The 23889-nt window shown below is 64.9% G+C and carries 18 protein-coding genes, 1 tRNA gene and 4 pseudogenes; 11 read left to right on the top strand and 12 right to left on the bottom strand.

Features of this window, described 5'->3' with window-relative positions; genetic code table 11:
- Nucleotides 1-31: 31 nt before the first annotated feature.
- Nucleotides 32-1169 (top strand): annotated as a pseudogene (locus OR16_RS15725) (SUMF1/EgtB/PvdO family nonheme iron enzyme).
- Between the two features lie 135 nt (nucleotides 1170-1304).
- Here the strand turns inward: OR16_RS15725 and OR16_RS15720 are convergent.
- Nucleotides 1305-3284, bottom strand: a complete 1980-nt coding sequence (locus OR16_RS15720; RefSeq protein ID WP_006158936.1) for a DEAD/DEAH box helicase — start codon at nucleotides 3282-3284, stop codon at nucleotides 1305-1307.
- Nucleotides 3285-4310: 1026 nt separating this feature from the next.
- Between OR16_RS15720 and OR16_RS15715 the strand changes: the two are divergent.
- Both OR16_RS15715 and OR16_RS15710 read left to right on the top strand, forming a co-directional pair.
- Nucleotides 4311-4714, top strand: a pseudogene (locus OR16_RS15715) (YXWGXW repeat-containing protein).
- A gap of 106 nt (nucleotides 4715-4820) precedes the next feature.
- Nucleotides 4821-4895: transfer RNA gene (locus OR16_RS15710), tRNA-Arg, on the top strand.
- Nucleotides 4896-4942: 47 nt separating this feature from the next.
- Here the strand turns inward: OR16_RS15710 and OR16_RS15705 are convergent.
- Entirely contained in the window at nucleotides 4943-5398 is a 456-nt protein-coding gene (locus OR16_RS15705) for a hypothetical protein (RefSeq protein ID WP_006158934.1), read from the bottom strand.
- A 317-nt stretch (nucleotides 5399-5715) separates the two neighbouring features.
- On the opposite strand from OR16_RS15705, the gene OR16_RS15700 reads away from it, so the two are divergent.
- A complete protein-coding gene (locus OR16_RS15700) occupies nucleotides 5716-6222 on the top strand; it encodes an RcnB family protein (RefSeq protein WP_006158933.1) in 507 nt (168 codons plus the stop codon).
- An 83-nt stretch (nucleotides 6223-6305) separates the two neighbouring features.
- On the opposite strand, the gene OR16_RS15695 is transcribed toward OR16_RS15700, so the two are convergent.
- Nucleotides 6306-6863, bottom strand: a complete 558-nt coding sequence (locus OR16_RS15695; RefSeq protein WP_202801083.1) for an SHOCT domain-containing protein — start codon at nucleotides 6861-6863, stop codon at nucleotides 6306-6308.
- Nucleotides 6864-6928: 65 nt separating this feature from the next.
- Nucleotides 6929-7684, bottom strand: coding sequence for a S24 family peptidase (locus tag OR16_RS15690; RefSeq protein WP_006158931.1), 756 nt, complete (start codon nucleotides 7682-7684; stop codon nucleotides 6929-6931).
- A 192-nt stretch (nucleotides 7685-7876) separates the two neighbouring features.
- Between OR16_RS15690 and OR16_RS44090 the strand changes: the two genes are divergently transcribed.
- Entirely contained in the window at nucleotides 7877-8050 is a 174-nt protein-coding gene (locus OR16_RS44090; RefSeq protein ID WP_158001361.1) for a hypothetical protein, read from the top strand.
- Between the two features lie 120 nt (nucleotides 8051-8170).
- Here OR16_RS44090 and OR16_RS43520 read toward each other — a convergent pair whose 3' ends face one another.
- Nucleotides 8171-8416: a hypothetical protein gene (locus OR16_RS43520; RefSeq protein ID WP_141639877.1), complete on the bottom strand. Its 246-nt coding sequence runs from the start codon at nucleotides 8414-8416 to the stop codon at nucleotides 8171-8173.
- Between the two features lie 276 nt (nucleotides 8417-8692).
- Complete coding sequence (locus OR16_RS15680; RefSeq protein ID WP_006158930.1) at nucleotides 8693-9826, bottom strand: acyltransferase family protein; 1134 nt, start codon at nucleotides 9824-9826, stop codon at nucleotides 8693-8695.
- On the opposite strand from OR16_RS15680, the gene OR16_RS48275 reads away from it, so the two are divergent.
- On the top strand, nucleotides 9756-10016 hold the full coding sequence (locus tag OR16_RS48275; RefSeq protein WP_085961298.1) for an excalibur calcium-binding domain-containing protein: 261 nt from the start codon (nucleotides 9756-9758) through the stop codon (nucleotides 10014-10016). The genes OR16_RS15680 and OR16_RS48275 overlap by 71 nt on opposite strands.
- Nucleotides 10017-10100: 84 nt before the next feature.
- Here the strand turns inward: OR16_RS48275 and OR16_RS15675 are convergent, their stop codons facing one another.
- Together OR16_RS15675 and OR16_RS15670 are read right to left on the bottom strand one after the other, a co-directional pair.
- Nucleotides 10101-11111 (bottom strand): NAD-dependent epimerase/dehydratase family protein, encoded by a 1011-nt coding sequence (locus tag OR16_RS15675; protein ID WP_050982989.1) that lies wholly within the window; start codon nucleotides 11109-11111, stop codon nucleotides 10101-10103.
- A 194-nt stretch (nucleotides 11112-11305) separates the two neighbouring features.
- On the bottom strand, nucleotides 11306-11638 hold the full coding sequence (locus tag OR16_RS15670) for a DMT family transporter (RefSeq protein WP_006158928.1): 333 nt from the start codon (nucleotides 11636-11638) through the stop codon (nucleotides 11306-11308).
- Between the two features lie 344 nt (nucleotides 11639-11982).
- Between OR16_RS15670 and OR16_RS45820 the strand changes: the two are divergent.
- Nucleotides 11983-12335 (top strand): annotated as a pseudogene (locus OR16_RS45820) (hypothetical protein).
- 19 nt (nucleotides 12336-12354) lie between these two features.
- Here the strand turns inward: OR16_RS45820 and OR16_RS15660 are convergent.
- Entirely contained in the window at nucleotides 12355-13542 is a 1188-nt protein-coding gene (locus tag OR16_RS15660; protein WP_006158926.1) for a benzoate/H(+) symporter BenE family transporter, read from the bottom strand.
- Between the two features lie 95 nt (nucleotides 13543-13637).
- Nucleotides 13638-14564 carry an amino acid ABC transporter substrate-binding protein gene (locus tag OR16_RS15655; RefSeq protein ID WP_006158925.1) on the bottom strand — a complete coding sequence of 309 codons (927 nt, stop codon included), beginning with the start codon at nucleotides 14562-14564 and terminating at the stop codon, nucleotides 13638-13640.
- Between the two features lie 513 nt (nucleotides 14565-15077).
- On the opposite strand from OR16_RS15655, the gene OR16_RS15650 reads away from it, so the two are divergent.
- Entirely contained in the window at nucleotides 15078-16829 is a 1752-nt protein-coding gene (locus OR16_RS15650; RefSeq protein ID WP_006158924.1) for an ATP-binding cassette domain-containing protein, read from the top strand.
- A 97-nt stretch (nucleotides 16830-16926) separates the two neighbouring features.
- Here the strand turns inward: OR16_RS15650 and OR16_RS44575 are convergent, their stop codons facing one another.
- Together OR16_RS44575 and OR16_RS15645 are read right to left on the bottom strand one after the other, a co-directional pair.
- Complete coding sequence (locus tag OR16_RS44575) at nucleotides 16927-17073, bottom strand: hypothetical protein (protein WP_006158923.1); 147 nt, start codon at nucleotides 17071-17073, stop codon at nucleotides 16927-16929.
- Nucleotides 17070-18301 (bottom strand): annotated as a pseudogene (locus OR16_RS15645) (MFS transporter). Before OR16_RS15645 ends, OR16_RS44575 begins: the two are co-directional and overlap by 4 nt.
- Before the next feature lie 304 nt (nucleotides 18302-18605).
- On the opposite strand from OR16_RS15645, the gene OR16_RS15640 reads away from it, so the two are divergent.
- The 3 genes from OR16_RS15640 (at nucleotide 18606) to parC (ending at nucleotide 23878) form a co-directional block, all read left to right on the top strand.
- Nucleotides 18606-20597 (top strand): DNA topoisomerase IV subunit B, encoded by a 1992-nt coding sequence (locus OR16_RS15640; RefSeq protein WP_006158922.1) that lies wholly within the window; start codon nucleotides 18606-18608, stop codon nucleotides 20595-20597.
- Between the two features lie 51 nt (nucleotides 20598-20648).
- Nucleotides 20649-21446 carry a lytic transglycosylase domain-containing protein gene (locus tag OR16_RS15635; RefSeq protein WP_043419920.1) on the top strand — a complete coding sequence of 266 codons (798 nt, stop codon included), beginning with the start codon at nucleotides 20649-20651 and terminating at the stop codon, nucleotides 21444-21446.
- Nucleotides 21447-21526: 80 nt separating this feature from the next.
- Complete coding sequence (gene parC, locus OR16_RS15630) at nucleotides 21527-23878, top strand: DNA topoisomerase IV subunit A (RefSeq protein WP_006158920.1); 2352 nt, start codon at nucleotides 21527-21529, stop codon at nucleotides 23876-23878.
- Nucleotides 23879-23889: the final 11 nt, after the last annotated feature.

Here is a 23889-nt window from a genome sequence, read left to right as displayed (position 1 = left end):
GTGCGAATCCCATTCTCCGGCAGGGTTTTCGATGAGCGGCTTCTCCATGCTTCCCGATCTTCATTTCAACGGTGGCAAGGCCGTCTGGGCCGACGCCCGGCGGCTGCCGCGCGAAGGCCTGGCACAGGCGCTGGTGGAAGCGCGCAATCGCACCCTGGCCTGGCTGGCAGCCTTTGGCCAGACCCGGCGCGGCTGGGAGGTGCCCCACCAGGACTTTGCCGATCCGCCGCTCTGGACTCTCGGGCATGTGGCCTGGCACGCCGAATGGTGGTGCCTGCGCGACGTGCGTATGCTGGAACGCGATGGTGCCTGGCTGCAAGTCGCCAGCGAGCCATCGCTGCTGACGGGCGCGGATGCGTGGTTCGATCCCGATCGGATCGATCACGATGCCCGCTGGGAGGTGGCGCTGCCTGACGTGGCAGTGGTCAAGCGCTACGCCGCCGATGTGCTCGATGCCGTCCTGCGCCGGCTGGCGGCGCAGCCCGATGACGGCGACGCCACGCTCTACGCCTGGCGCCGCGCGCTGTTTCACGAGGACCGCCAGGGCGAGGCCGTCGCCGCGCTGCTGCAGGCGCTGGGCGTTGCCCCTGTGGAGCCTGCGGTTGCCCTGCCATCGGTATCCGTGCCGCATGGCGGCACGTTGCAGTTTCCCGGCGGGCGTTTCCTCCAGGGCTGGAGCGAGCCGGATGGCTTCGCGCTGCCCGATGAACGGCCGCCGCAGCCCACCTATGTACCGGCTTTCGAGATGGATGCCACGCCCGTCAGCAATGCGCAGTTCCTCGATTTCGTCGAGGACGGTGGCTATGAGCGTGCATCATGGTGGTCGGCCGCGGGACGTCAGTGGCTGATGATGCAGGATCGTTCGGCGCCGCGTTACTGGGCCCGCCATCCCGAGTCGCGGGCCTGGATGGCCTTGCGTTTCGGCAGCCTGCGCACCTTGAACCCTGACGAGGCCGTGCGTCACGTCAGCCACGACGCCGTACGAACCCTACGCGGGATTCGAGGCGAGCCCCGCCGATATGGAATACGTGTACTGCTTTGCCAGCCACCAGGTGGTGCGGGGCGCCTCCTTCGCCAGCCCGGCGCGCCAGCGCCATGCGCGTGCGCGCATGGCGCTGCTGCCCGAGGACGATTTCGCGTTCGTCGGCTTTCGCAGTTGTTCTATGTAGCGGGGGCGCTGGTTGCCCGTGGCCGACGCGGATGGTTGAGGCAGTCAGGCAAAAGAGAAAGGCACCCGAAGGTGCCTTTCTCTTTTGCTTGCTAGTGCTCACCGCCGAAGCGGTGAACGCATTGCGCCGGGCAGATTAACGCTCGAAACGCGAGCGGCCGCCGGTGTTGCCGTTGCCATTGCGCTGACCGCCGCCGAAGCCGCCGCGGTTGCCATCGCCGAAGCTGCGGGGCGCGCCATCACGGTTGCCATCGCGGTTGCCGAAGCTGCGGGCTTCGCCGCCGCGGTAGCCGCCGTTGCCGCCATTGCCGGCAGCACCGCCGCCGAAGCCGGCGCCACGGTTGCCATCGCCGAAGCTGCGGGGAGCCGCGCCGTCACGATTGCCAAAGCCGCGATTGTCGCCGCCACGGTAACCGCCGCCTTCATTGTTGAAGCTGCGCTGGCCGCCGGCCGCGCCCTGGCCGCCCTGGCCACGATAGCCGGTGCTGTTGCCATTGGGGTTGCCCAGGCTGCTGCGGTCGCCGAAGCCACGGTTGCCGTCACGGTCGCCGAACGGGCGGTCGCCTGCGGGGCGTGCGGCGCCATCACGGCTGCCGAAGCCACGGCTTTCGCCGCCGCCGAACTTGCGGTCGCCAAAGCTGCGGTTTTCACCGCCGCGATAGCCGCCGCCATTGCTGTTGCCACGGTAGCCACCGCGGTCGCCACCCGGCTTGCCGGCGAAGCCCGAACGCGGCTTCGGCGAGCGACGCGGCTCCAGGCCTTCGATCACCGATGCGTCGACACGGTTGTTGGTGAAGCGCTCGATGCGCTTCCACTGGAACATGTCGCCGTGGTTCACCAGGTTGATGGCGACACCCGAGCGGCCAGCACGGCCGGTACGGCCGATACGGTGCACGTAGTCTTCGGCTTGCTTGGGCAGGTCGAAGTTGACCACGTGGGTGATGTCCGGCACGTCGATGCCGCGTGCTGCCACGTCGGTTGCCACCAGGATGCGCAGGTTGCCGCGGCGCAGCGAGGTCAGGGTGCGGTTACGCGCGCCCTGGGTCATGTCGCCGTGCAGCGCGCCGGCTGCGAAGCCGGTGTCCGACAGGCGTTCAGCCAGCGAATCGGCATCGCGCTTGGTCGCGGTGAAGACGATGGCTTGCTTGAGCGTGGCGTCGCGCAGCAGGTGGTCAAGCAGCTTTTCCTTGTGCGACATGTCGTCGGTGAAGTGCAGGCGCTGTTCGATATTGCTTTGGTCGGCGCGGGTCGCGGCGATCTCGATGCGTTGCGGATCGCGCAGCTGACGCGAAGCCAGCTGGGCGATGCGGCCGTCCAGCGTGGCCGAGAACATCAGCGTCTGGCGGCTGGCCGGGGTTGCGGCAACGATGGCGTCGATGTCGTCGGCGAAGCCCATGTCGAGCATACGGTCGGCTTCGTCGAATACCAGCATGTCCAGTTGGGACAGGTCGATACGGCCGGCCTCGACGTGGTCGAGCAGGCGGCCCGGCGTGGCGACCAGGATGTCAGGCATCTTGGACAGCGCTGCCAGCTGCTTCGGGTAAGGCATGCCGCCCAGGATGCTGGCGCAGACAATGCGGCGCAGGTGGCGGCCGTACTTGGCGGTGGCTTCGGTAACTTGCAGGGCCAGTTCGCGGGTCGGGGTCAGCACCAGCAGCGCGGGTTGCGCCGGCGACGGACGGGGGCGCTTGCCCTTCATGCGCTTGACCGGATCGTCCGAACGCGGGCGATTCGGCGAAGCCTTCTCGCTGATGCGCTGGATCGCCGGCAGGATGAAGGCGCCAGTCTTGCCCGAGCCGGTCTGGCTCGAAACCAGCAGGTCGCGGCCAGCCAGGAAGGCGGGGATCGCTTGTGCCTGCACCGGGGTCGGGGTGGTGTAGTTCAGTTCAACCAGGGCGCGAAGAATGGCTTCTTCGAGGCCGAGCTTGGCGAAGCCGTTTTCGGCATCGATGGCAACAGCGGCAGGTGCCACGGCGGCTTCCGGGCTGAGGATGGCGTCGAGCTTGTCGAGCGGGCTCGGTTCCTGGATTGCGGGGGTGGCGATGGCTGCGGCTTCGATCGATGCGTCGGCGGCGGAGGCAAAATCTTGCTCCGCACGAATGTCGTGCTGGGTCATGTCGTAATTTTCTTTAAATGCATGGCACCCCATGCCGAACTAGCGAACAGGGGCGGGCGCAGTGCAAAGTCTTAAAAAGGCTTCGGCGCCAATCGGTGAGGCCGTTACGACAGACACAGCTGGCAGTACGGCGGCAGGCAGGGTGGCACCGGGCACAAGGCCGGGCGACAGTCCCTGGCAGGCAAACAGCTCTATAGAGCTGTTCAACAGGATCGGAGACGAGGCGACGTCGGTGAGAAATGCGTTCTGTCGGGTATCACCACTTGGCCTTGATGCAGCAACAACACAGCAACATGAAGCAGGCCAGTCGGCGGGACCGGGGAGCAGAGCTTGAGAGCGGGGGCGGTATCGTCTGCCGGAAGAACCCGGCTGACGTGTTGCACAACTCACAGTGCGAACTCACGGCGCGAATTATAGCAGAAACAAAAGTAAGTTTGTTGCACTGCGATAGGAATTCCTTTTTGAGGCCGGAATGAGGCCGAAATGCGAGATTTTGCGTGTCATCGCGCACTTTTGTTGGATTTTCCCTTGCCGCATTCAAAGTTGCATCCGTAGGTTGCCTGCCTATACTGAAGCCGTCGGGCACACGGTTGCCCGGCAAGGTAGCGGACCTGGAACACCCGCTGACCTTCCTTGGCGCTTTGCTTTAAGTGCTGCTAGCCGCTGATATCGCGGCAGTCGGCGTCACTGCCAGCTTTCCTTCGGCTCTCCGGGTGGTCCGGAGGGACGTCCGCGTCATGGGCGGAATCATGGGAAATGCTGCTTGCAACGGCTGTTGCCGCGATAGCGCCGGCGTTGACCTGGAAGGTCCGGACCGTCCGCAACCAGCCCGCCAGTTTCCTGGCGGGCTTCTCGTTTGTGGGGGCGCGAGGCTCCGCTCGGTGCGCCTCGCTACACCGCTGCGTTTCCTGTGCGCGGCCTATGCCACCCAGGCATAGGCCATCCATAGATACCTTTACTAACAGTCTGAAAGCCCGGGGCAGGCTATTCTCGCTCCTGAACAACACAGGCAAACGAGATAGCGATATGCGAAAGATTCTGTTGTGCGCAGCGGCAGTAACGGGCTTGGCGGGCGGGTTTGGCGTGGCGCCGGCGGCGCTGGCCCAGGTGTCAATCAATGTGGCGATCGGCGTTCCGCCGCCGGTCCCCGTCTATGAAGCCGTCCCGGTTGCGCGTCCCGGCTACGTTTGGGCCCCCGGATACTGGGATTGGGACGATCGCGGTCACAAGCACAAATGGAAAAAGGCAGATGGGAGCGCGAGCGTGCTGGCTACGCGTACGAGGCGCCGCGCTGGGTGCAGGCCAGCGGCGGATGGGTGCTGGTACCCGAGCGCTGGGATGGACGCGGCGACGGCGGGTATGGCGGGTATGGCAAGAAGGACAAGGGCTATCACTGCCCCCCGGGGCACGCCAAGAAAGGCGAGTGCTGAAGCAGGCGCGGCGCGGTTCTTGGGCGGTGAGGATTTTGATATACTCCGGCCTGCTCTCGGATCCGCGCCGCCAAGGCGCACTTGCCGATCAGGGAGTGTCTACCGTCTCGCCGTAGTTCAATGGATAGAACACGCGCCTCCTAAGCGTGAAATGCAGGTTCGATTCCTGCCGGCGGGACCATAATGAAGTTCGCAGAAGTTCTCTGAAGTCCTCTCCTCCCAAGTAAATCAAGGCTTTCCGGGCTTTTGGTGTCCGCCGAAGTTCGCATTGGGCCGCCTGGCATCGGCCGGGTTGGTGGCGAGCACGGTCAGATCCAGGCCTGCGCCATGCACTTGATAGCTGCGGCCGGGGACGATGGGGCGGGTGTCATGGCCAGGGTTCCTCAGGCAGCCATAAGCTCGGCGGCGAGCTTGGCGGTGGCAATGACGCGGTCGGCTTGGCCCGACGCGTGGGCCTCTGCGGCCGCGCGCAGGCGCTTGCCCTCGGCAACCATCTCGGGGGTCGATCTTGGAAATGCCGTTGTGCGGCACGAAGGCATAGAACTGCTCGCCGCGCACCAGCACATAGGCGTCCGGGGCGAAGTCACCCGGGGTCGGGATCTTGGCGATGACGGTCAGGCCGACCAGGAACCCCACCTTGACCTGTTGACCCACTTCCCACGACTGCTTGGTTTGCTTGCGCATCTCTGTCTCGGGCGAACCGCTGCGGACTTCAGCGGCTCGAACTTGGTTTAGAATATTAATCTGCAAAGTAAATAAAACCAAAGCGATGCGTTTAGTGTTCTACTCCAGAAGGGTGTGAAAGGGCGCCTTCAGGGAAGGGGAGGATGCAGCTGACGGAGGTGGGCGCTACCTTCTATCGGCTGGGCATCGATGCGTGGGTGAGGTCGGCGTTGGGTATGTGATGAGTACGCGTTACGATTTCGTTACCGGCCGGTGAGGGAGCCCGGAATAGACTGAACGGTATAGGCCCTCAATCACGCGGGCTTTTGGAGATCGAGATGCGGAAGATCAAGATGATCGCCGGCATGGCGCTGGCTGCGTGTTCTCTCACTTCGATAGCGGGCCACGCCCAAGACAGGGGGCCCGGCGGTGATGATCGCGGACGGCCATCCATGGGCCATGACCAGGGACAAAACCACGATAACCAGCGCGGCTACAACGACCACCAGCGCGGCTACAACGACCGCGACCGGGAAGGCGACCGCGCCCGCGGCGATGACCGCCGCCAGCAGGGTGACAGAGGTTGGGAGGGTGACAGGGGCAGGGAGCGGATGGACGGATGGTCCAGCCCTGATCGTCGCGCTGATCGCCCGGGGCCTGGCAGCTGGCATAAGGGTGAAAGGGTCCCTCCGGAATATCGTCAGCGTCAGTACGTGATCGATGACTGGCACGCCTATAGACTGTCGCCTCCGCCGCGCGGATACCAGTGGGTGGGCGTCGGCGGAGACTACTTCCTGGTCGCCATCCCGACTGGCTTGGTCTTCCAGGTGGTCATCGGGCGCTAGGTTGCGGACAACAAAAAGCCCGCCGAAGCGGGCTTGGGCGGAGGATGCGCGCGCGGCAGGTGGCCGATGCGCGTCCTTCAAAGTTAGATCTCTGAGATAACCCTAGCTTTGATGGTCTCGTACTCGGAATCGCTGATCAGCCCGCTGTCGAGCATCTCCTTGGCGCGCTTCAGGCGTGCCGTCAGATCTCCCTTGCCTGAGCCTGCTTCGTCGCTACCGAACGACGTATCGCGCGGCGACGATGTCTGGAAGCCGCCCGACTTGGCCCGCAATTCCTCCAGCTCACGAAGCCTTCGTTTTTCACGCCATGCTTGTTCCTGCGCCTGGCAGGCACGATATACCGCCTGCGCGTCGGCCTTCCTGAGTCCGGTAAATTGGAACGTGCGCACGGTCCCGCCGCTCGCTAGGTCAGGCTGCGTGAGGGCAGTGATCGTAATGTCGCTGCCAAAAATTCCCGCTTTGACATTGGCGGTTTTGACGTCTTGCCAGCGGATGTCTACCGGCGTGAATCCCCCGATCAGGCCCCGGCTGATGCCGATCAGTCGCCCAGAGGTCGCCGCCACCAAGGCCCGGCGATGGAGAAGCGCGAAGATCCGGCGCTGCACGGCGTAACACTGCGCCACCTCGTTCGGGACCAGCATGGAGTCGAGGTGGGAAAGGGCCTTCCGGATACTGGGCTCAGACGAAGTTATTTGGCTTTCCATTTTCAGGCTGGTCTGTTGTGTGAACTGTCAGTGGGTGGCGCGGACGCTTCAAATGCGTCATGTTGTAGCGTGATCGCGTGTAGGGGGGATCCGCGCGGGATGATGGCCGCGATCCGATGGATCGTCTGCACCGTTTCCAGGGGCCGTGTCATCGGGGGCACGCTGTCGTTGATGGAGCCCAGGCAAACCTCATCATCCCGGACCCAGAGCAGCTCTTTGGCGACCACGCTGCCATCCCGGAATTTGACGACCACGTCGTCGCCGGGCTGCGCCTCGAAGCTGGGCTCAACCAGGACGAATTCGCCGCTCTTGATCCGGGGGCGCATGCTGTCGCCGCGGACGCGCAGGCCATAGGCCGACGGGTCGCGAGTGGGCATGCTGATCCAGCCGCCACCCTGGTCCGGCGGGTAGTCGTGGATGCCGATGTATCCGTCGGGGCCGCCCTGGGCTTGCCCCACGACCGGAACTTGTCGGCCCTTCGGCATGGGCTGGAAGTCGCTGCCGGCGAATGCCTTCAGTTTCTCGTCCGCCTGTGCGGCGCCGTCATTGGCCGCAGCTGCCGCCGTCTTCTTTTCACCGTTTTCCATGACGATCCACAAGGCGTTGTAGCCGTATGCATCTTGGATGCCGATGGCGTATTCCAGCTTGATGGATTTGATCTGGCCGCTCAGCCACTGGCTCACCGTTCCTTTGGTCACGCCAGCGGCCTTCGCCAGCGCCACAGCTTCGGCGCCGGTCTCGTCCAGGATCACTTGCATTCGTTCGCTTAGGGTCATTTTTAGAAATCTAAACCATAGTGGGTTTAGAGATCTTGATAGTGGCAGTTTAGCATTCTATGCATGAACGGCATGAACGGCATGAACGCACGCGAACGCATCCAGGCCCTTGGTGGCCTCCAGGCTGTCATCAGCGAGACAGGTCCTCAGTAAGGGTAAGGGCCGGATTTCGCAATGGAAGACGAGCAACCACATACCTCGCCGTGGGTAGTGTTTCTGCGTGCGCGATTTCCAGATGCCGTTGACTGGGATCAGGTGGATCTGGCGGACCGAGAGGAACTGAAGCCCTCGAAGAAGAAGGCGTGCTCCAAGTCCGCCACCCACCTCGACCATCCCGCGGCCGCCTGAAAGCGACCCGGCGAGAGCGATCTATGACCCGAAACAGTACCGCCGGAGATAGGCACATGAAACCGCCTTGCGATTCCGGAGGTAGCCGTTTGGTCGCGCGCCGCTTCTCCATCGGAGCAATCAGTTTTTCTGTCCGTGTTGAGCCTGATCCCACGCCAGAAGAGACCGAGCTTGCTCGGCGAGTCGCGCAGCGAGTTGCTGCGCGACTTCGGGCGGTAGCGCGTACCACTGCGAAGTGAGTTTGCCGGCCGCTGCGTCCTCTGGGGAGTTTGCCAAGGAGAGCTCTAGCAAGACCAACCCACTTTCTAAATGCAGGCCGGTCTTCGCGTTGGCAACAAAAGCAGCCGTGATGTCTTGTTCTTTCATGCATCCCCCATTGGTGGGCAGTTGGGAAGGTCAGATGTCTTGATTGTTCCACAGCTGAAGGGGGCGCCAGATAGATGGCGCGCGGGGCGACTCGCGCTTTGTTGAACGGTCCCGATAGGGCCCGACGGGGGAATCACCACGCTTCGACGACGCAGATAGCTGTCGGGTTGACGTCAGTGTCGTCAGTCCCCAACCGCGGCCCGATTGGGCACCGATGCAGGGGGCCGGCGGCGCCTGGGTGTTCACTCCGCCGCAGCCAAAGTGAACTTCTTGGCACTAGGGGCGCGCTTCGTCAAGGCCCGTCCCCAGTCGCGGAAAGGCACCTCCGCGGAAAGGCACCTCGACCAAACGGTAGCTGAGCTCTGCGAGGATCACCATGGCGAGCAGCGACAGCGTCGCATATAGCGTTGGATTGGTGGGTTCATCGCCGGCATTGAGGGCACCAACACGGTGGGCCACTTCCTTCGCCGCCCAGAAGACCGGGTTATGTGCCAAATACAGGGCGAACGATCGGCTGCCTACATAAGCCAGGATCTGCCGCGGGAAACCGGGCGCGAAGCAGTGCCCGTGATTGTAGCTGGCAAGCATGACCAGAACCGCGCAGAGAGCGGTAGTTAATTCGGGCCAAGCGGCCGAAAGCACGGAGCTGGTGCGTGCAATTGTGGCGATGGCGATGCAGGTGAGCAGAACAGCGGCCCAGCGAGAGAGCATGGTGGGCCGCAGAGGCTCAAGCCGACGATACCAGGGGTGATGGATTGCAAGCGCCAGGCAGACGCCTGCAAGAAGACCATCGACGCGTGTGTACCAGACGTAGAGGTTCCGCTCGATCAACAGCAGCGCCAGGACGACCAAGATGGTTCCGATGGCGACCCACCGGCGACGGACTAGCACGAGCAGTGGGAACAGCAGGTAGAACTGCTCTTCCAGCGAGATGCTCCAGTAGATACCGTTGTTTCCGCACCATGGCGATGCGTTGCCAGACAAGATGCAGTTTACAAAGTGGATGTTCGAGACGTTGAGCAATATGCTTACTGCGTCGCCTAGGTTTCCAGTCAGCGTGCCAAGCGCGCCGGTTTCGTTGAACCAGACTGAGCCCACGGCTACGGCGCCAACCCACGTCAATGCCGCCGGCATGATGCGGAACATGCGACGGATCATGAAATCCCGGCTCTCCCGCAGGAACGCCTTGCGGCCAGTTGCAGCGGCGGCCTTCAGCTTTGCGTAGAAGGCTGTCGTGATGACATAGCCCGAGATACAGAAAAATAGATCGACACCCGCCGCGAGGTTCAGCGAGTGCATCACTTCGCCGAATGCGCGGTTCCAGTAAAGCAGGTTACCCATGTGCGAAACCACGACGGCCACAATGGCGAGTCCGCGAAGGGCCTCGATTTCCTCATTCTTTTTCTGCATCACCTTTTTTCATATTCACCTGCGCGGCGCAGATTATCCACTATTTGGACTCCGCGCCCCGCCACTGCGGCAGCCGCCTCCGGGCGGCCTTCTCACGGCCCGTTTCTACCTGCGCAACTGCCCTGGCGTGAAGATTGACGGCGACCACGATGGCATCCCTTGCGAAGTGCCACCACGGCAGTGTTCGTAGAGGGCGCTGGCCCAGTGTGCGACGTATGACGCCCGGCTGAAGGCGGCGGTGATCGCGTGCCAGTAGGTAAGGCCGTGGGCGTTGCTAGGCACCATAAGTCGAGCGGTACCATTTGGCCGTCTGCGCCAGGCCATCGGTGAGCGATAGCGGAGGACGCCATCCCAGGAGAGTCCGGATTTTGGCGATGTCCACGCGCAACGGTTCCACCAGACGCTGAATCGCTTCGCTGCGGCCGGTCAGCGCGCCGGCGGCACGCAGCAGCGCAATCGGCACTGGCAGCAAGCGCGCATGGCGACCAAGCGCTTTCCCCATCATGCGGGTCAATTGAGCCACCGACACATCCTCGCCATCCGCGACATGGAAAACTTCCTGCGCCGCATTGGGGTGGTGGATGCACTCAATGATCGCGGAAGTCAAGTTATCCACGGCCACCAGGCTGCGGGGACCGTTGGCGAAGCCAAGCGGCAGCGGCACACCTTTCGCTACCGCGCTGAACAGGCTCAAGAAGTTTGCGCGAACGCCCGGCCCGTATACCAGCGGCGGCCGAATCACCACCACTTCCAGGCCGTTCTGCTTGCCGAACTCGAACAGAGCACGTTCGGCCTCGTACTTAGATATTCCGTATGGGTCGACTGGTTTTGGCGCATCGTCTTCGCGCAATGGTCGGCCGCGATTCCCCTCGCCCTCGCCCAGTGCCTTGATGCTGCTGACAAAGATGAAGCGCTTTGCCCCGGCTCGCACGGCGGCCTCGGCTAGGCGCATCGTCCCCGTGACGTTGGTAGCGCGATGGGCGTCCAGTGCATCCGCTGCGGTGTCGCGCATGATATGGACCCGCGCAGCCAGGTGGATCACGCAGTGTGGCCTTAGCGCAGACGGCCAGACCTGCTCGAGGTTGGCGAAATCGTCGGCCACCAGAAGGTCGCGGCTCGTTGTCGTTCGCGCGCCGCCGCTTGGGGCTGCCCGCGAGAGGCAGGTGATCTCTGCGCCGCCAGCTTCAAGAGTTTTCAGCACCACGCTACCAACGAATCCGCTAGCCCCCGATAGTGCGACACCCCCCTCGCATTTGTCGGCGAGGACAAAATGATCTTCGGCCATGGGCTCGGTCTCCTGCTTGCTATGCCCTTACGTTGTAGGCTAGCTAACTGGTGGCGGCAATCAGATGCTGTCCGTCACCCGGCGCTCTGCTCAGCAGCCTTCGCGCGCCGGCGGGACCACCCTAAGGTTCCCAGCGATTCGTCAAACCGTCCTCCAATTGAAATGCAGTGGCTTGCCGCCGCACGGCGCATGCCTCAATGCGTACCCATCTTCGAGAACAGCTGAATCACTGCCACCCCCGCAATAATCAGCCCGATCCCTGCCCAGGCTGCCAGATCCGGCATCTGTTGATACAGCACGCTGGCGATCAGTGTGACGAGCACGATCCCCGCACCACACCAGATCGCGTAGGCGATGCCCACGGGCACGGTCTTCATGACCTGCATCAGCAGGATGAAGGCGCCGACGTAGCCGGCCACGACCAGCACGCTTGGCCACAGGCGCGTGAAACTCTCGGAGGCCTTGAGGCTGCTGGTGGCAATGACTTCGGCCGCGATGGCGAGGGCCAGCAGTATGTAGGCGTTCATCGATAGGTCCTTCCGGTTGGCTGTCGCTGGAGCCACATTTTCCCATAGCTGCCAGGCTCGCCCCGCGAGGTGTACAGTGCAAGGCATGATTGAAGCTGCCATGCAGTCTGACGATCCCTCCTTTCAGGTGGTTGTCCCGCACCGGGATGCCATCTTCAATCGGAGTAGAGCGCGTTGTTCGAGCGCCGGGAGACCTAAGTCTCAAAGAGTGGGTTGGTCGCGGTAGCCCCGACCAGCTGGCGGACGTGATAAAGCCAGCGGCGGGTGAGTCAGGTTCTAGGGGGGGCGCCATGAAAGGCGAGGAAGAGGTTCAGATCGTGTGGCCGCAGGTGGATGGCCAGACGATGGGTCAGGGGGTCTGGCAGAACACGATTGCCGCGGCGGATGTTGCGCTGGAAGAGGCGTCGCGCATCCAGCGCGGCGTGCAGCACAACATGAGGCTCCAGCAGGAGGTGCGGGCGTTGCGCGAGGAATTGCGCAAGGCGCACGGCGAGCTGGATCGCTACCGCGGCATGCATGCGCGCGTGGTGGTTGGCATCTGCTCTCCGAGCATTACGCGCTCACCGCGCTGCGCTTCGATCCAGCCACGTTTGCCGAGCACCGCGACCGGGTGCTGCAGCACATCCTGTTCCAGCGGCGCAAGGGCACCTCCATTTCCGGGATCGGCGCGGCGGATATCGCTTTCCTGCTGCTGTAGGCGCTCGGGCTTTCCAGCCTCAGGGCTTAGGGGCGGCGCGCGGGCGCAGGACCAGCAACGCCAGCATGCCGCCCACCACACCCCAGAAAGCCGACCCCACGCCCGCCAGCGTCATGCCGGAGGCGGTGATCATGAACGTCAGCAGGGCGGACTCGCGCTCGGCCGGCGTCTGCATGGCCGTGGTCAGGCCGCTGGCGATCGAGCCGAGCAAGGCAAACGCGGCCACCGCCACGACCAACGCTTTGGGGAACGCCGCGAACAGCGCGGCAATGCTGGCTGCCAACGCCCCCGCGATCAGATAGCCGATGCCGCAAACCACCGCCGCCGTATAGCGCCGGTTGCGGTCGGGATCGGCTTGCGCGCCGGTGCAGATGGCCGCGGTGATGGCCGCCAGGTTGATGCCGTGCGAGCCGAACGGGGCGAGCAGGGCGGAGGCGATGCCGGTGACGGTGATCAACGGGGAGGCCGGTATGTGATAGCCGTCGGCGCGCAGGACCGCCAGGCCGGGAATATTCTGCGACGCCAGCGCCACGATGAACAGCGGTACCGCGATGCTGACGAAGGCTTGCAGCGAGAACGCCGGCGTGGTCCACACCGGCTTGGCCAACGCGAAATGGAACGATTCGAAATGCAGCTGGCCAAGCGCGCCGGCCAGCGCCACGCCCGCCAGCAGCACGCCCGGCACCGCGTAGCGCGGCCAGAAGCGCCTGCCCAACAGGTACAGCGCGAACATCACCAGCAGCAGCAGGGTTTGATGCTGGGCTTGCACGAACACGTCGACGCTGATGCGGAACAGGATGCCGGCCAGGAGCGCTGAGGCAATGCTGGCCGGCAGCGCGCGCATCAGTTTGTCGAACCAGCCGGTCATGCCGGCGGCGGTCATCAGCACCGCCGCCATGATGAAGGCGCCGACGGCCTGCGCGTAGGGCACGCCCGGCAGGCTGGCGATCAGCAGGGCGGCGCCAGGGGTGGACCAGGCCACAACAATGGGCGAGCGTGTCAGCAGGGACAGCCCGATGGTGGTTACTCCCATGCCGATGGACAACGCCCAGATCCACGAGGCGACTTGCGCGTCCGACAAATGGGCGGCCTGGCCGGCCTGGATCATCAGTACCAGCGAACTGGTGTAGCCGGTCAGCATGGCGATCAGCCCGGCGACCAGGGCGGAGACGGAGAGATCGGTCAGCTTCAGGGGCGTGGCGGACATGGGGCGGGACATCGGGCGGCACTCGGCGCAACGCATGCGCAAAAAAGCGGCTGGGCCGCCATCTTCGCACGAGTTGTGCCGTTCGGGATGCGCTCTTAGTCGGCGACCTTGTCGCTCGGGAACTTGAAGGAATCGCGCAGCAGGTAGCTCATGGGGATGTCGAGGTTGACCCCATGCGGCGGGATCGGCGACTGGAACCATTTCTTGTAGAGCCGCTGCGTATCGAGCGAATAGATGGCGGCAACCAGGGTCTTGTCCACCAGCCGCTTGAACTCGGCGTCCTGCTTCGACAGCATGATGGCGTAGGGCTCGATTGTCAGCAGCTCGCTGGTGACGGTGTAGAGGGCCGGGTCGCGCGCATTGGCGCGCAGGCCGTAGAGCAGCACGTCGTCCATCACGAAGGCGTCAGCCTTGCCTTGCTCGACCATGGCGAAGGCCTCGGCGTGGTCCTTGGCTTCCACCACGTGGATCTGCATCGCGCCGGAGCCGTTGATCTGGCGTATCACCGCGAGGGATGTGGTGCCCACCGTGGAGACGACCGTCTTGCCGCGCAGGTCGCCCAGTTTGCGGATGCCGGAATCGGTCCTGACCAGCATGCGGCTGCCGGCGATGTAGTGCGGGATGGTAAAGGCAACCTGCTCGCGCCGCTCGCGATTGTTGGTGGTGGACCCGCACTCGAGATCGGCCTTGCCGTCGACGATGGCGGCGATGCGGTTGGCCGGCGTGACCGCAACGAATTCCACCTTGAGGCCCGGCATCCGGAGCGCGCCGCGCAGGGCGTCGGCCACCCGCAGGCAGAGGTCGATGGCATAGCCATAGGGCTTGCCGTCGGCCACGAAGGAAAACGGCACCGAGCTTTCGCGGTGGGCGATGCGCAGCACGCCGGTCTGCTCGATGCGTTGCAGCACGGGCGAGCCGCCGGACTGCGCGGCTGCCGGTCCGAAGCCGATGCCGAGCGAAAGTGCAAGCAGGGTCGATAGCACTGGCAGCAGCGGCAAGCGCTGCACACGCGGATGGATCATGGCATTCCCCGTACGAAGAAAAAGGCGTCAAGCGGAATTGGCGTTGGGTCGCCTCTCACCGGTTTGGACCGGTTCTTGTATTGCTGCCGTTGTGCTGTGGCCTGCGGGCCGTCGGCCATTGTTCCACGGGTGCCAGCGGCTCGACAATCTTTACGGCAAGGGGTGTTGCGCAGCGCGCAACAGCGCGGCCCGCAGGCGGCGTTGACGGGGCTTTCCCTTACGGATTTGTACGACTAGAGCCGGCCGGAGGGGCTTGCTATGCTCCGTTCCGTGCCTTGCGAGCAGGGCACCGAGGAGAGACTCTTGGGCCCGCGCGAGCGCGGGCCCTTCTTTTTTTGTGGCGACGGCGGGCGCGGGGTTTGCGCCGGCTCCGGGCGAGGGCGGGCGGAGGTGGTCTACAATGCCGGCTACCTGGCACCCCGCCACCCGGTTGCTGTCCGACGCCGGCGCGCGGCCGCGGGTTCAAGCCGCTTGAATTGCCTCCCTTTCGCTGTCTCCTTTCGTATTGCTCCCATGGCCCTGTTTTCGATTTCCGACGCCCAGCTTGCCTTTGGGCACGTGGCCTTGCTCGACCATGCCGACTTTTCCCTGGAAGCCGGCGAGCGCGTCGGCCTGATTGGCCGCAACGGCTCCGGCAAGTCGTCGCTGCTCAAGATCGTGGCTGGCCTGTCCGCGCCGGACGATGGCCTGATCGCGCGCCAGAGCGGCGTGACCTCGGCTTATGTGCCGCAAGAGCCGCAGTTCGAGCCCGGCGTGAACGTGTTCGACGCCGTGTCCCAGGGCCTGGGCAAGGTCCACGACCTGCTGGTGGCCTATGAAGCGGCGCTGGCGGGGCTGGACGACAACCATGACGAGGACTCGCTGGCCGAGCTGCACCGCCTGCAGTCGGAAGTCGACGCCGCCGGCGCCTGGGGTTTGCGCACGCGGGTCGAAACCACGCTGGCGCAACTCAGCCTAAGCGCCGATGTGCGCGTGGATGCGCTATCTGGCGGCATGCAAAAGCGCGTGGCGCTGGCGCAGGCTCTCGTGGCCGAACCCGACATCCTGCTGCTCGACGAACCGACCAACCACCTGGACGTGGAAGCGATCCGCTGGCTGGAAGACCTGCTGCTGGCCTTCCGTGGCAGCGTGCTGCTGATCACCCACGATCGCGCCTTCCTCGACCGCGTGGCAACCCGCATCGTCGAACTGGACCGTGGCCGGCTGATTTCCTTCCCTGGCAACTTCGCCGCCTACCAGACGCGCAAGGCTGACCTGCTGGCCGCCGAGCAGGTCGAGCAGGCCAAGTTCGACAAGCTGCTGGCGCAGGAAGAAGTCTGGATCCGCAAGGGCGTGGAAGCGCGCCGCACGCGCAGCGTGGCGCGTATCCAGCGCCTGCAGACGATGCGCACCGACCGCGCGGCCCGCCGCGACGTGCAGGGCAACGTCCGGCTGGAAGTATCGCAAGGCGAGCGCTCCGGCAAGATCGTTTCCAACGGCAGCAACATGCAGGTGGCGTATTTCGACCAGATGCGCACGCAGCTGGACCTGGAGCGCTCGCTGGCCGATACCATCAGCCCGGGCAGCGACTGGGTCGAGATCAACGGCCAGCGCAAGCACGTCATGAGCTACCTGAGCGACTTCCTGTTCGCGCCGGAGCGCGCGCGCTCGCCAGTCAAGTCGCTGTCCGGCGGCGAGCGCAACCGCCTTCTGCTGGCGCGCCTGTTTGCGCGCCCGGCCAATGTGCTGGTGCTGGATGAGCCGACCAACGACCTGGACATCGACACGCTGGAACTGCTCGAAGAACTGCTGCAGGACTATAGCGGCACGGTGTTCCTGGTCTCCCACGACCGGGCCTTCCTGGACAATGTGGTGACCTCCACCATCGCCGCCGAAGGCGACGGGCGCTGGCGCGAGTACGTGGGCGGCTACTCCGACTGGCAGGTCCAGTCGGCGCGCAGCGCGGCCATGCAGGACGTGCGCGGCGGCGAGGCCAAGGCCGCCGCCGACAGCACGAAGCCGCGCGAAGCCCGCGCCGCCAACCGCCTGGTCAAGCTGTCGTACAAGGAGCAGCGCGAGCTGGATACGCTGCCGGAGCGCATCGCTTCGCTGGAAAACGAGCAGAAGACCGTGAGCGCGCAATTGGCGGATGGCTCGCTCTATGTCAGCGACGCGGGCAAGGCCGCGCAGCTTGCGGCCCGCCACGACGAGATCGACCTGGAGCTGCTGGAGGCGCTGGAACGCTGGGAAGTGCTGGAAGCCAAGACCAAGGCCGAGGCGCAGTAAGGCCAACACCAGCTGCCATGACGACGGCGCCCTCTCCCTCCCCCCCGCACGCGGGCGAGGGGAGGGACAACGGGCGACTGTCGGTCTTCTCCGCGCTTTACCCGCACCAGGCGAGCGCCATGTTCGTCAGATCCACCATGAACGCTGGCCGCAGGTAGGCCATGAAGGCCAGCGCCAGCACCCCGGCCAGCGCCGCGAAGCCGGCGGCCCGAAGCGCCAGGCCGGCGGGGCGCGCCGTGCTCATGCCGTCGCCGCCTGAGGCCGCGCGATCGCATGCTCGCGGATCGGCAGGTTCACCAGCGCTGCCACGACGCCCAACCCGATCGCAATCATCCACACCGTGTTGTAGGTGCCCGTACGGTCATACAGGAAGCCGCCCAGCCAGGCCCCCAGGAAGCTGCCGATCTGGTGCGAGAAAAACACCACGCCCGACAGCATCGACAGGTACTGCACGCCAAACACCTGCGCGATGATGCCGTTGGTCAGCGGCACCGTGGACAGCCACAGGAATCCCATCATCGCGGCGAACACCCAGGTGCTGGTGGCCGTGAGCGGCAGCAGCAGGTAGCCGGCAATCACCACGGACCGGGTGATGTAGATCAGCGACAGCAGGAAGCGCTTGGGCACGCGCTGGCCGAGCGCGCCAGCACTATACGTGCCGAACACATTGAACAGCCCGATCAGCGCCAGCGCCACCGTGGCGATCTTGGGATCGCTCAGGCCCCGGTCTTGAGGTACGGCGCCAGGTGCACGCCGATGAACACCACCTGGAAGCCGCAGACGAAGTAGCCAAGCGTGAGCAACTGGAAGTTGCGGTTGCCGAACGCTTCGCGCACGGCCTGGCCGATGGTCTGCTGGAAGCCGGGTGCGTGGGTCGCGCCTTGCGGCTCGCGCAGGCTGAAGGCCAGCGGCAGCATCAGGCAGGCCAGTACCGCCAGGATGAACAACGCGTTCTGCCAGCCCGCAGTCGAGATCAGCGTCTGCTCGACCGGGATCATCAGGAACTGCCCGAACGAGCCCGCGGCCGCCGCGATGCCCATGGCCCACACGCGCTTCTCGGGGCTGGCCACGCGGCCAATCACGCCGTACACCACGCTGTAGGTGGTGCCGGACTGCGCAATGCCGATCAGGATGCCGGCGCCTGACGCGAAGGCGGTGCCCGAGGTGGCCATGGCCATCACGACCAGGCCCACCACGTACAGTGCGATGCCGGCGAGCATGATGCGGAACCCGCCGAACTTGTCGGCCAGCGCGCCCGTGAACGGCTGGGTCACGCCCCACATCAGGTTTTGCAGCGCCAGCGCGAAGGCGAAGGTCTCGCGGCTCCAGCCGTGCGTTTGCGTGATCGGGAGGTTGAACAGGCCGAAGCCGTGCCGGATCCCCATCGATAAGGTGACGAGTAGTCCACCGCAAATCAATACTGTTGTGAGGGAGAGTGGTTTTCTTTGTGTGTGTCGAATCGTGTTCTGCATGGCGTCCTGCATCCTGGCTCGGTGTGCGTAGTGCTGTTCTAGTTTTGTCGGCGCGGTCCGGAACCGCCTTGGCCGCGCCTGTGCGAGCGAGTGTACCGCGCATCCCGGCAGGGCGTCGGGCGCGGCCCCGGCGTCGCTCGCAACATCAAATATGTCGAATCGTGCACAGCCATTGTTGGTGACGATTGGCATCAAGACGGCTACCCGCTTCCATTACAATGCAGGCTGCCCGGCCCCCCTGGCTGGCGTGCGGCAACCGCGCCCCGCCAAGGCTGGCCGAGAATCCCACTAAGCAAGCGACTCCATGGCGAGCAAAATCAGTCAGTACAGCGAATCTTCCATCCGGGTCCTGAAGGGCCTGGAGCCGGTCAAGCAACGACCCGGCATGTACACCCGTACCGACAATCCCCTGCACATCGTGCAGGAGGTGATCGACAATGCCTCCGACGAGGCCCTGGGCGGCCACGGTTCCGAGATCATGGTCACCCTGCACCGCGACGGCAGCATCAGCGTCGAGGACGATGGCCGCGGCATTCCGGTTGGCATCCATCCCGAAGAGCAGGTCCCGGTGGTGGAAATCGTGTTCACGCGCCTGCACGCGGGCGGCAAGTTCGACAAGGGCAAGGGCGGCGCCTATGCCTTCTCGGGTGGCCTGCACGGTGTTGGCGTCTCCGTCACCAACGCGCTGTCGACCCGGCTCGACGTGACCGTATGGCGCGATGGCAACTGCTCCACGCTGACCTTCTCCGGCGGTGACGTTACCGTGCCGCTGGCCACGCGCAAGCTGGAACGCGGCGAGAAAAAGAGCGGCACGCGGGTGCAGGTGTGGCCCGACGCGAAGTACTTCGATTCGGCCGCGATCCCCATGGCCGAGCTGCAGCGCTTGCTGCGCAGCAAGGCTGTGCTGCTGCCAGGCGTCAAGGTCACGCTGCTGCAGGAGAAGAATGGCGAGCGCCTGACCTGGCAGTATGAGCAGGGCCTCAAGGGCTACCTGGTCGAAGCGCTGGCGCAGGGCAGCGGCGCCGAGCTGGTGGTGCCGATGTTCGAAGGCGAGCATTTCGCCGACCCGGACGCCAACCCGGCTGAAGACGGCTTCGCCGAGGGCGAGGGCGCTTCGTGGGTGGTGGCGTGGACCGAGGACGGCGCGCCGGTGCGCGAGTCCTATGTCAACCTGATTCCCACCCCGGCCGGCGGCACGCATGAGTCCGGCCTGCGCGAAGGCCTGTTCCAGGCGGTCAAGAGCTTTATCGAGATGCACGCGCTGCAGCCCAAGGGCGTCAAGCTGATGAGCGAGGATGTGTTCGCCCGTGCCTCGTTCGTGCTGTCCGCCAAGGTGCTGGACCCGCAGTTCCAGGGCCAGATCAAGGAGCGCCTGAACAGCCGCGATGCGGTGAAGCTGGTGTCCGCATTCAGCCGTCCCGCGCTTGAGTTGTGGCTCAATCATCATGTCGAGTACGGCAAGAAGCTGGCCGAGCTGGTGATCCGCCAGGCGCAGGCGCGCACGCGCGCGGCGCAAAAGGTGGAGAAGAAGAAGGGTTCTGGCGTCGCCGTGCTGCCGGGCAAGCTGACCGACTGCGAATCCACCGACGTCACCCGCAACGAACTGTTCCTGGTCGAGGGCGACTCCGCCGGCGGCTCGGCCAAGATGGGGCGCGACAAGGAGTTCCAGGCCATCCTGCCGCTGCGCGGCAAGGTGCTCAACACCTGGGAGACCGAGCGCGACCGCCTGTTCGCCAATAACGAAGTGCACGATATCGCGGTGGCGATCGGCGTGGACCCGCACGGCCCCAACGATGAGCCCGACCTGTCCAACCTGCGCTACGGGAAGATCTGTATCTTGTCCGACGCTGACGTGGACGGTGCGCACATCCAGGTGCTATTGCTGACCCTGTTCTTCAAGCATTTCCCCAGGCTGATCGATAACGGCAACGTGTGCGTGGCCCGCCCGCCGCTGTACCGGGTGGATGCGCCAGCACGTGGCAAGAAGCCGGCCCAGAAGCTGTATGCGCTGGATGACGGTGAGCTGGTGGCCATCCAGGACAAGCTGATGAAGGATGGCATCAAGGAAGGCGGCTGGCAGATCTCGCGCTTCAAGGGCCTGGGCGAGATGAATGCCGAGCAGTTGTGGGAAACCACCATGAATCCCGATACGCGCCGCCTGTTGCCGGTGGCGCTGGGACATTTCGACCTGCCCCAGACCGTGGGCGTGATGAATATGCTGATGGGCAAGGGCGAAGCCGCGCAGCGGCGCACCTGGCTCGAGGAGCGGGGCAACGAGGTGGTCGCCGATATTTGACAGGCGGCACGATTCGAACCGTTCGATACCTGCATGACGCAAGGAGTCCCGATGGCTAAGACCAGACCTGGCAGCACCCGTCCCCGGCAATGGATTGCCGCCGGCATGCTGCTGGCCGGCCTCAGCCTGGGCTACATGCCGCTGGCCCACGCGGCGCTGTATGGCTACATCGACGACGACGGCGTGGCGCATTTCTCGGACCAGAAGCTGGACGAGCGCTACACGCTGTTCATGAAGAACGGTGGCGAGCTCAAGAGCCCGCTGCCATACCGCGCGGGTGCGGGTGCAGGCGCGGGCAAGCAGATCGACCTGGAAACGCACAAGCTCTACCGCTACGTCGTCAATCATCCCAATATCGCCACGGTCGAACCCATGATCCGCCAGATCGCGGCGGCGCAGAATGTGGACCCGGAGCTGGTCAAGGCCGTGATGGCGGTCGAGTCCGGCTTCAATGCGGGTGCGGTCTCGCCCAAGGGCGCGATCGGGCTGATGCAGGTGATTCCCGACACCGGCGCGCGCTTTGGCGTCAGCGCCGATGCGCGGCGTACGGTCGAGCAGAAGCTGGCTGATCCGCGTACCAATATCTCGGCCGGCGTGCGCTACCTGCGCTGGCTGATGGAGCTGTTCCCCAACGACCTCGAACTGGTGCTGGCCGCGTACAACGCGGGCGAGGGCGCGGTGCAGCGCTACAACAACAAGATTCCGCCTTTCCCCGAGACCCAGCAATATGTCAGCACGGTGCTGCAGTTCTATCGCTTCTACCGTCCGGGCGGCGCGCCCGCGGGGGTGGGCGGGGCAGGAATCAATCGCGTCAAGATGGTGATCGGCGGCCGCCGCAACATGCCTTGATCCCATCCCGGACACCATAACGAACAACATGCAACCGGCGCCCCGGCCAACGATGCGGTGCGCCGTCTTCTTGCCAATCCATGGAACAACAAGACATTCCGTTTGACCCAGGTTCGCCCGACAACGGAGCGGACTCGCTGACCCTGGCGCACTATGCCGAACGCGCCTATCTCGACTACGCCATCAGCGTGGTCAAGGGCCGCGCGCTGCCGGAAGTGGCCGACGGCCAGAAGCCGGTGCAGCGCCGCATCCTGTACGCCATGCACGAGATGGGCCTGCGCTCCGATGCCAAGCCGGTCAAGTCGGCGCGCGTGGTGGGCGACGTGCTGGGTAAATTCCACCCGCACGGTGACCAGTCCGCCTACGACGCGCTGGTGCGCCTGGCCCAGGACTTCTCGCTGCGCTACCCGCTGATCGACGGCCAGGGCAACTTCGGCTCGCGCGACGGCGACGGCGCGGCGGCCATGCGCTACACCGAGGCCCGGCTCACGCCGATCGCGCGCCTGCTGCTCGATGAGATCGACCAGGGCACGGTGGACTTCATCCCCAACTACGACGGCTCGATGGAAGAGCCCAAGCTGATGCCGGCGCGCCTGCCCTTTGTGCTGCTCAACGGCGCATCGGGCATTGCCGTGGGCATGGCTACCGAAGTGCCGCCGCACAACCTGCGCGAAGTGGCGGCAGCCACCGTGGCGATGATCCGCAATCCCAACATCACGCTGGCCGAGTTGCTGGCGCTGATGCCCGGGCCGGACTATCCAGGCGGCGGCCAGATCATTTCGCCGGCAGCCGATATCGCGCAGATCTACGAGAACGGCCGCGGCAGCCTGAAGGTGCGCGCGCGCTGGATCATCGAGGAAATGGCGCGCGGCCAGTGGCAACTGGTGGTGACCGAACTGCCGCCGAGCACGTCGTCGCAGAAGGTGCTCGAAGAGATCGAGGAAATCACCAACCCGAAGGTGCGCACCGGCAAGAAGTCGCTCACGCCCGAGCAGCTGCAGCTCAAGCAAGGCATGCTGGCCGTGCTTGACGCGGTGCGCGACGAGTCTGGCAAGAACGCGCCGGTGCGGCTGGTGTTCGAGCCCAAGAGCAAGAACATCGAGCAGCAGGAATTCATCCAGACGCTGCTGGCGCACACCAGCCTGGAATCCGGCGCGTCGATCAACCTGGTGATGATCGGCACCGATGGCCGCCCGCGCCAGAAGGGCCTGGCCGACATCCTGCGCGAGTGGATCGCCTTCCGCTTCGCCACGGTGACGCGCCGTACCCGCCATCGCCTGGGCAAGGTCGAGGACCGCATCCACATCCTCGAAGGCCGGATGCTGGTACTGCTCAATATCGACGAGGTGATCCGCATCATCCGCGAGAGCGACGAGCCCAAGCCGGCGCTGATGCAGGCCTTCGGCCTGTCGGACCGCCAGGCCGAGGACATCCTCGAAATCCGCCTGCGCCAGCTGGCCAGGCTGGAGGCGCTGCGCATCGAGCAGGAGCTCAAGAGCCTGCGCGACGAGCAGGCCGAACTGGATGTGTTGCTCAAGTCCGAGACCATGATGCGCCGTCGCATCATCAAGGAGATCGAGACCGACGCCAAGCAATACAGCCCGGAAGACAAGGATCCGCGCCGCACGCTGATCCAGGAAGAGCGCCGCGCCGCCGCCGAAGTGCGCGTGGTCGACGAGCCCGTCACCGTGGTGGTGTCGCAAAAGGGCTGGGTGCGCACGCGCCAGGGCCACAGCCATGACGCGCAGCAGTTCACCTTCAAGGCGGGCGATGCGCTCTATGGCACCTTCGAGTGCCGCAGCGTGGACGTGATGCTGGTGTTCGGCACCAACGGCCGTGCCTACACAGTGCCGGTGGCAGGCCTGCCCGGCGGGCGTGGCGACGGCGTGCCCGTGACCACGCTCATCGAGCTGCAGCCCGGCAGCCAGATCGCCCATACCTTCGCCGGCAGCGTCGACCAGCGCTTGCTGATCGCCACGCGCGGCGGCAACGGCTTCCAGACCAAGGTAGGCGACATGGTCAGCCGGCAGAAGGGCGGCCGCGCCTACCTGACGCTGGACGAAGGCGATGCGCCGCTGGTGCCCGCGCCGATTGGCGAGGAAGCCACGCACGTGGCCTGCCTGTCGGCCAACGGCCGCATGCTGCTGGTGTCGCTCGACGAGATCAAGTCGCTCTCGGCCGGTGGCCGTGGCGTGATCCTGATGGAGCTGGAGCCCAAGGAGACGCTGTTGCAGGCGATCGCCGTGGGCGCGCCGGGCCTGTTGGTGTCCGGCGCCGGGCGCGGCGGCAAGCCGAGCTCGCAGAAGCTCTACGGCCAGTTGCTGCTGCCTTATGTGGGCAAGCGCGCTCGCAAGGGCCGCGCGCTGGACCTCAGGCTCAAGGAGCCGAGCATCGAGCCGGTGCGGATCGTCCCCCCGGCAAACGGCAACTAAGCCGCGTCAAC

It is taken from the genome of Cupriavidus basilensis OR16 (genome assembly GCF_000243095.1).
GTDB lineage: Bacteria > Pseudomonadota > Gammaproteobacteria > Burkholderiales > Burkholderiaceae > Cupriavidus > Cupriavidus basilensis_D.
Note: the sequence above shows the minus strand (reverse complement) of the source record. Positions and strands in the feature narration are given on the sequence as shown.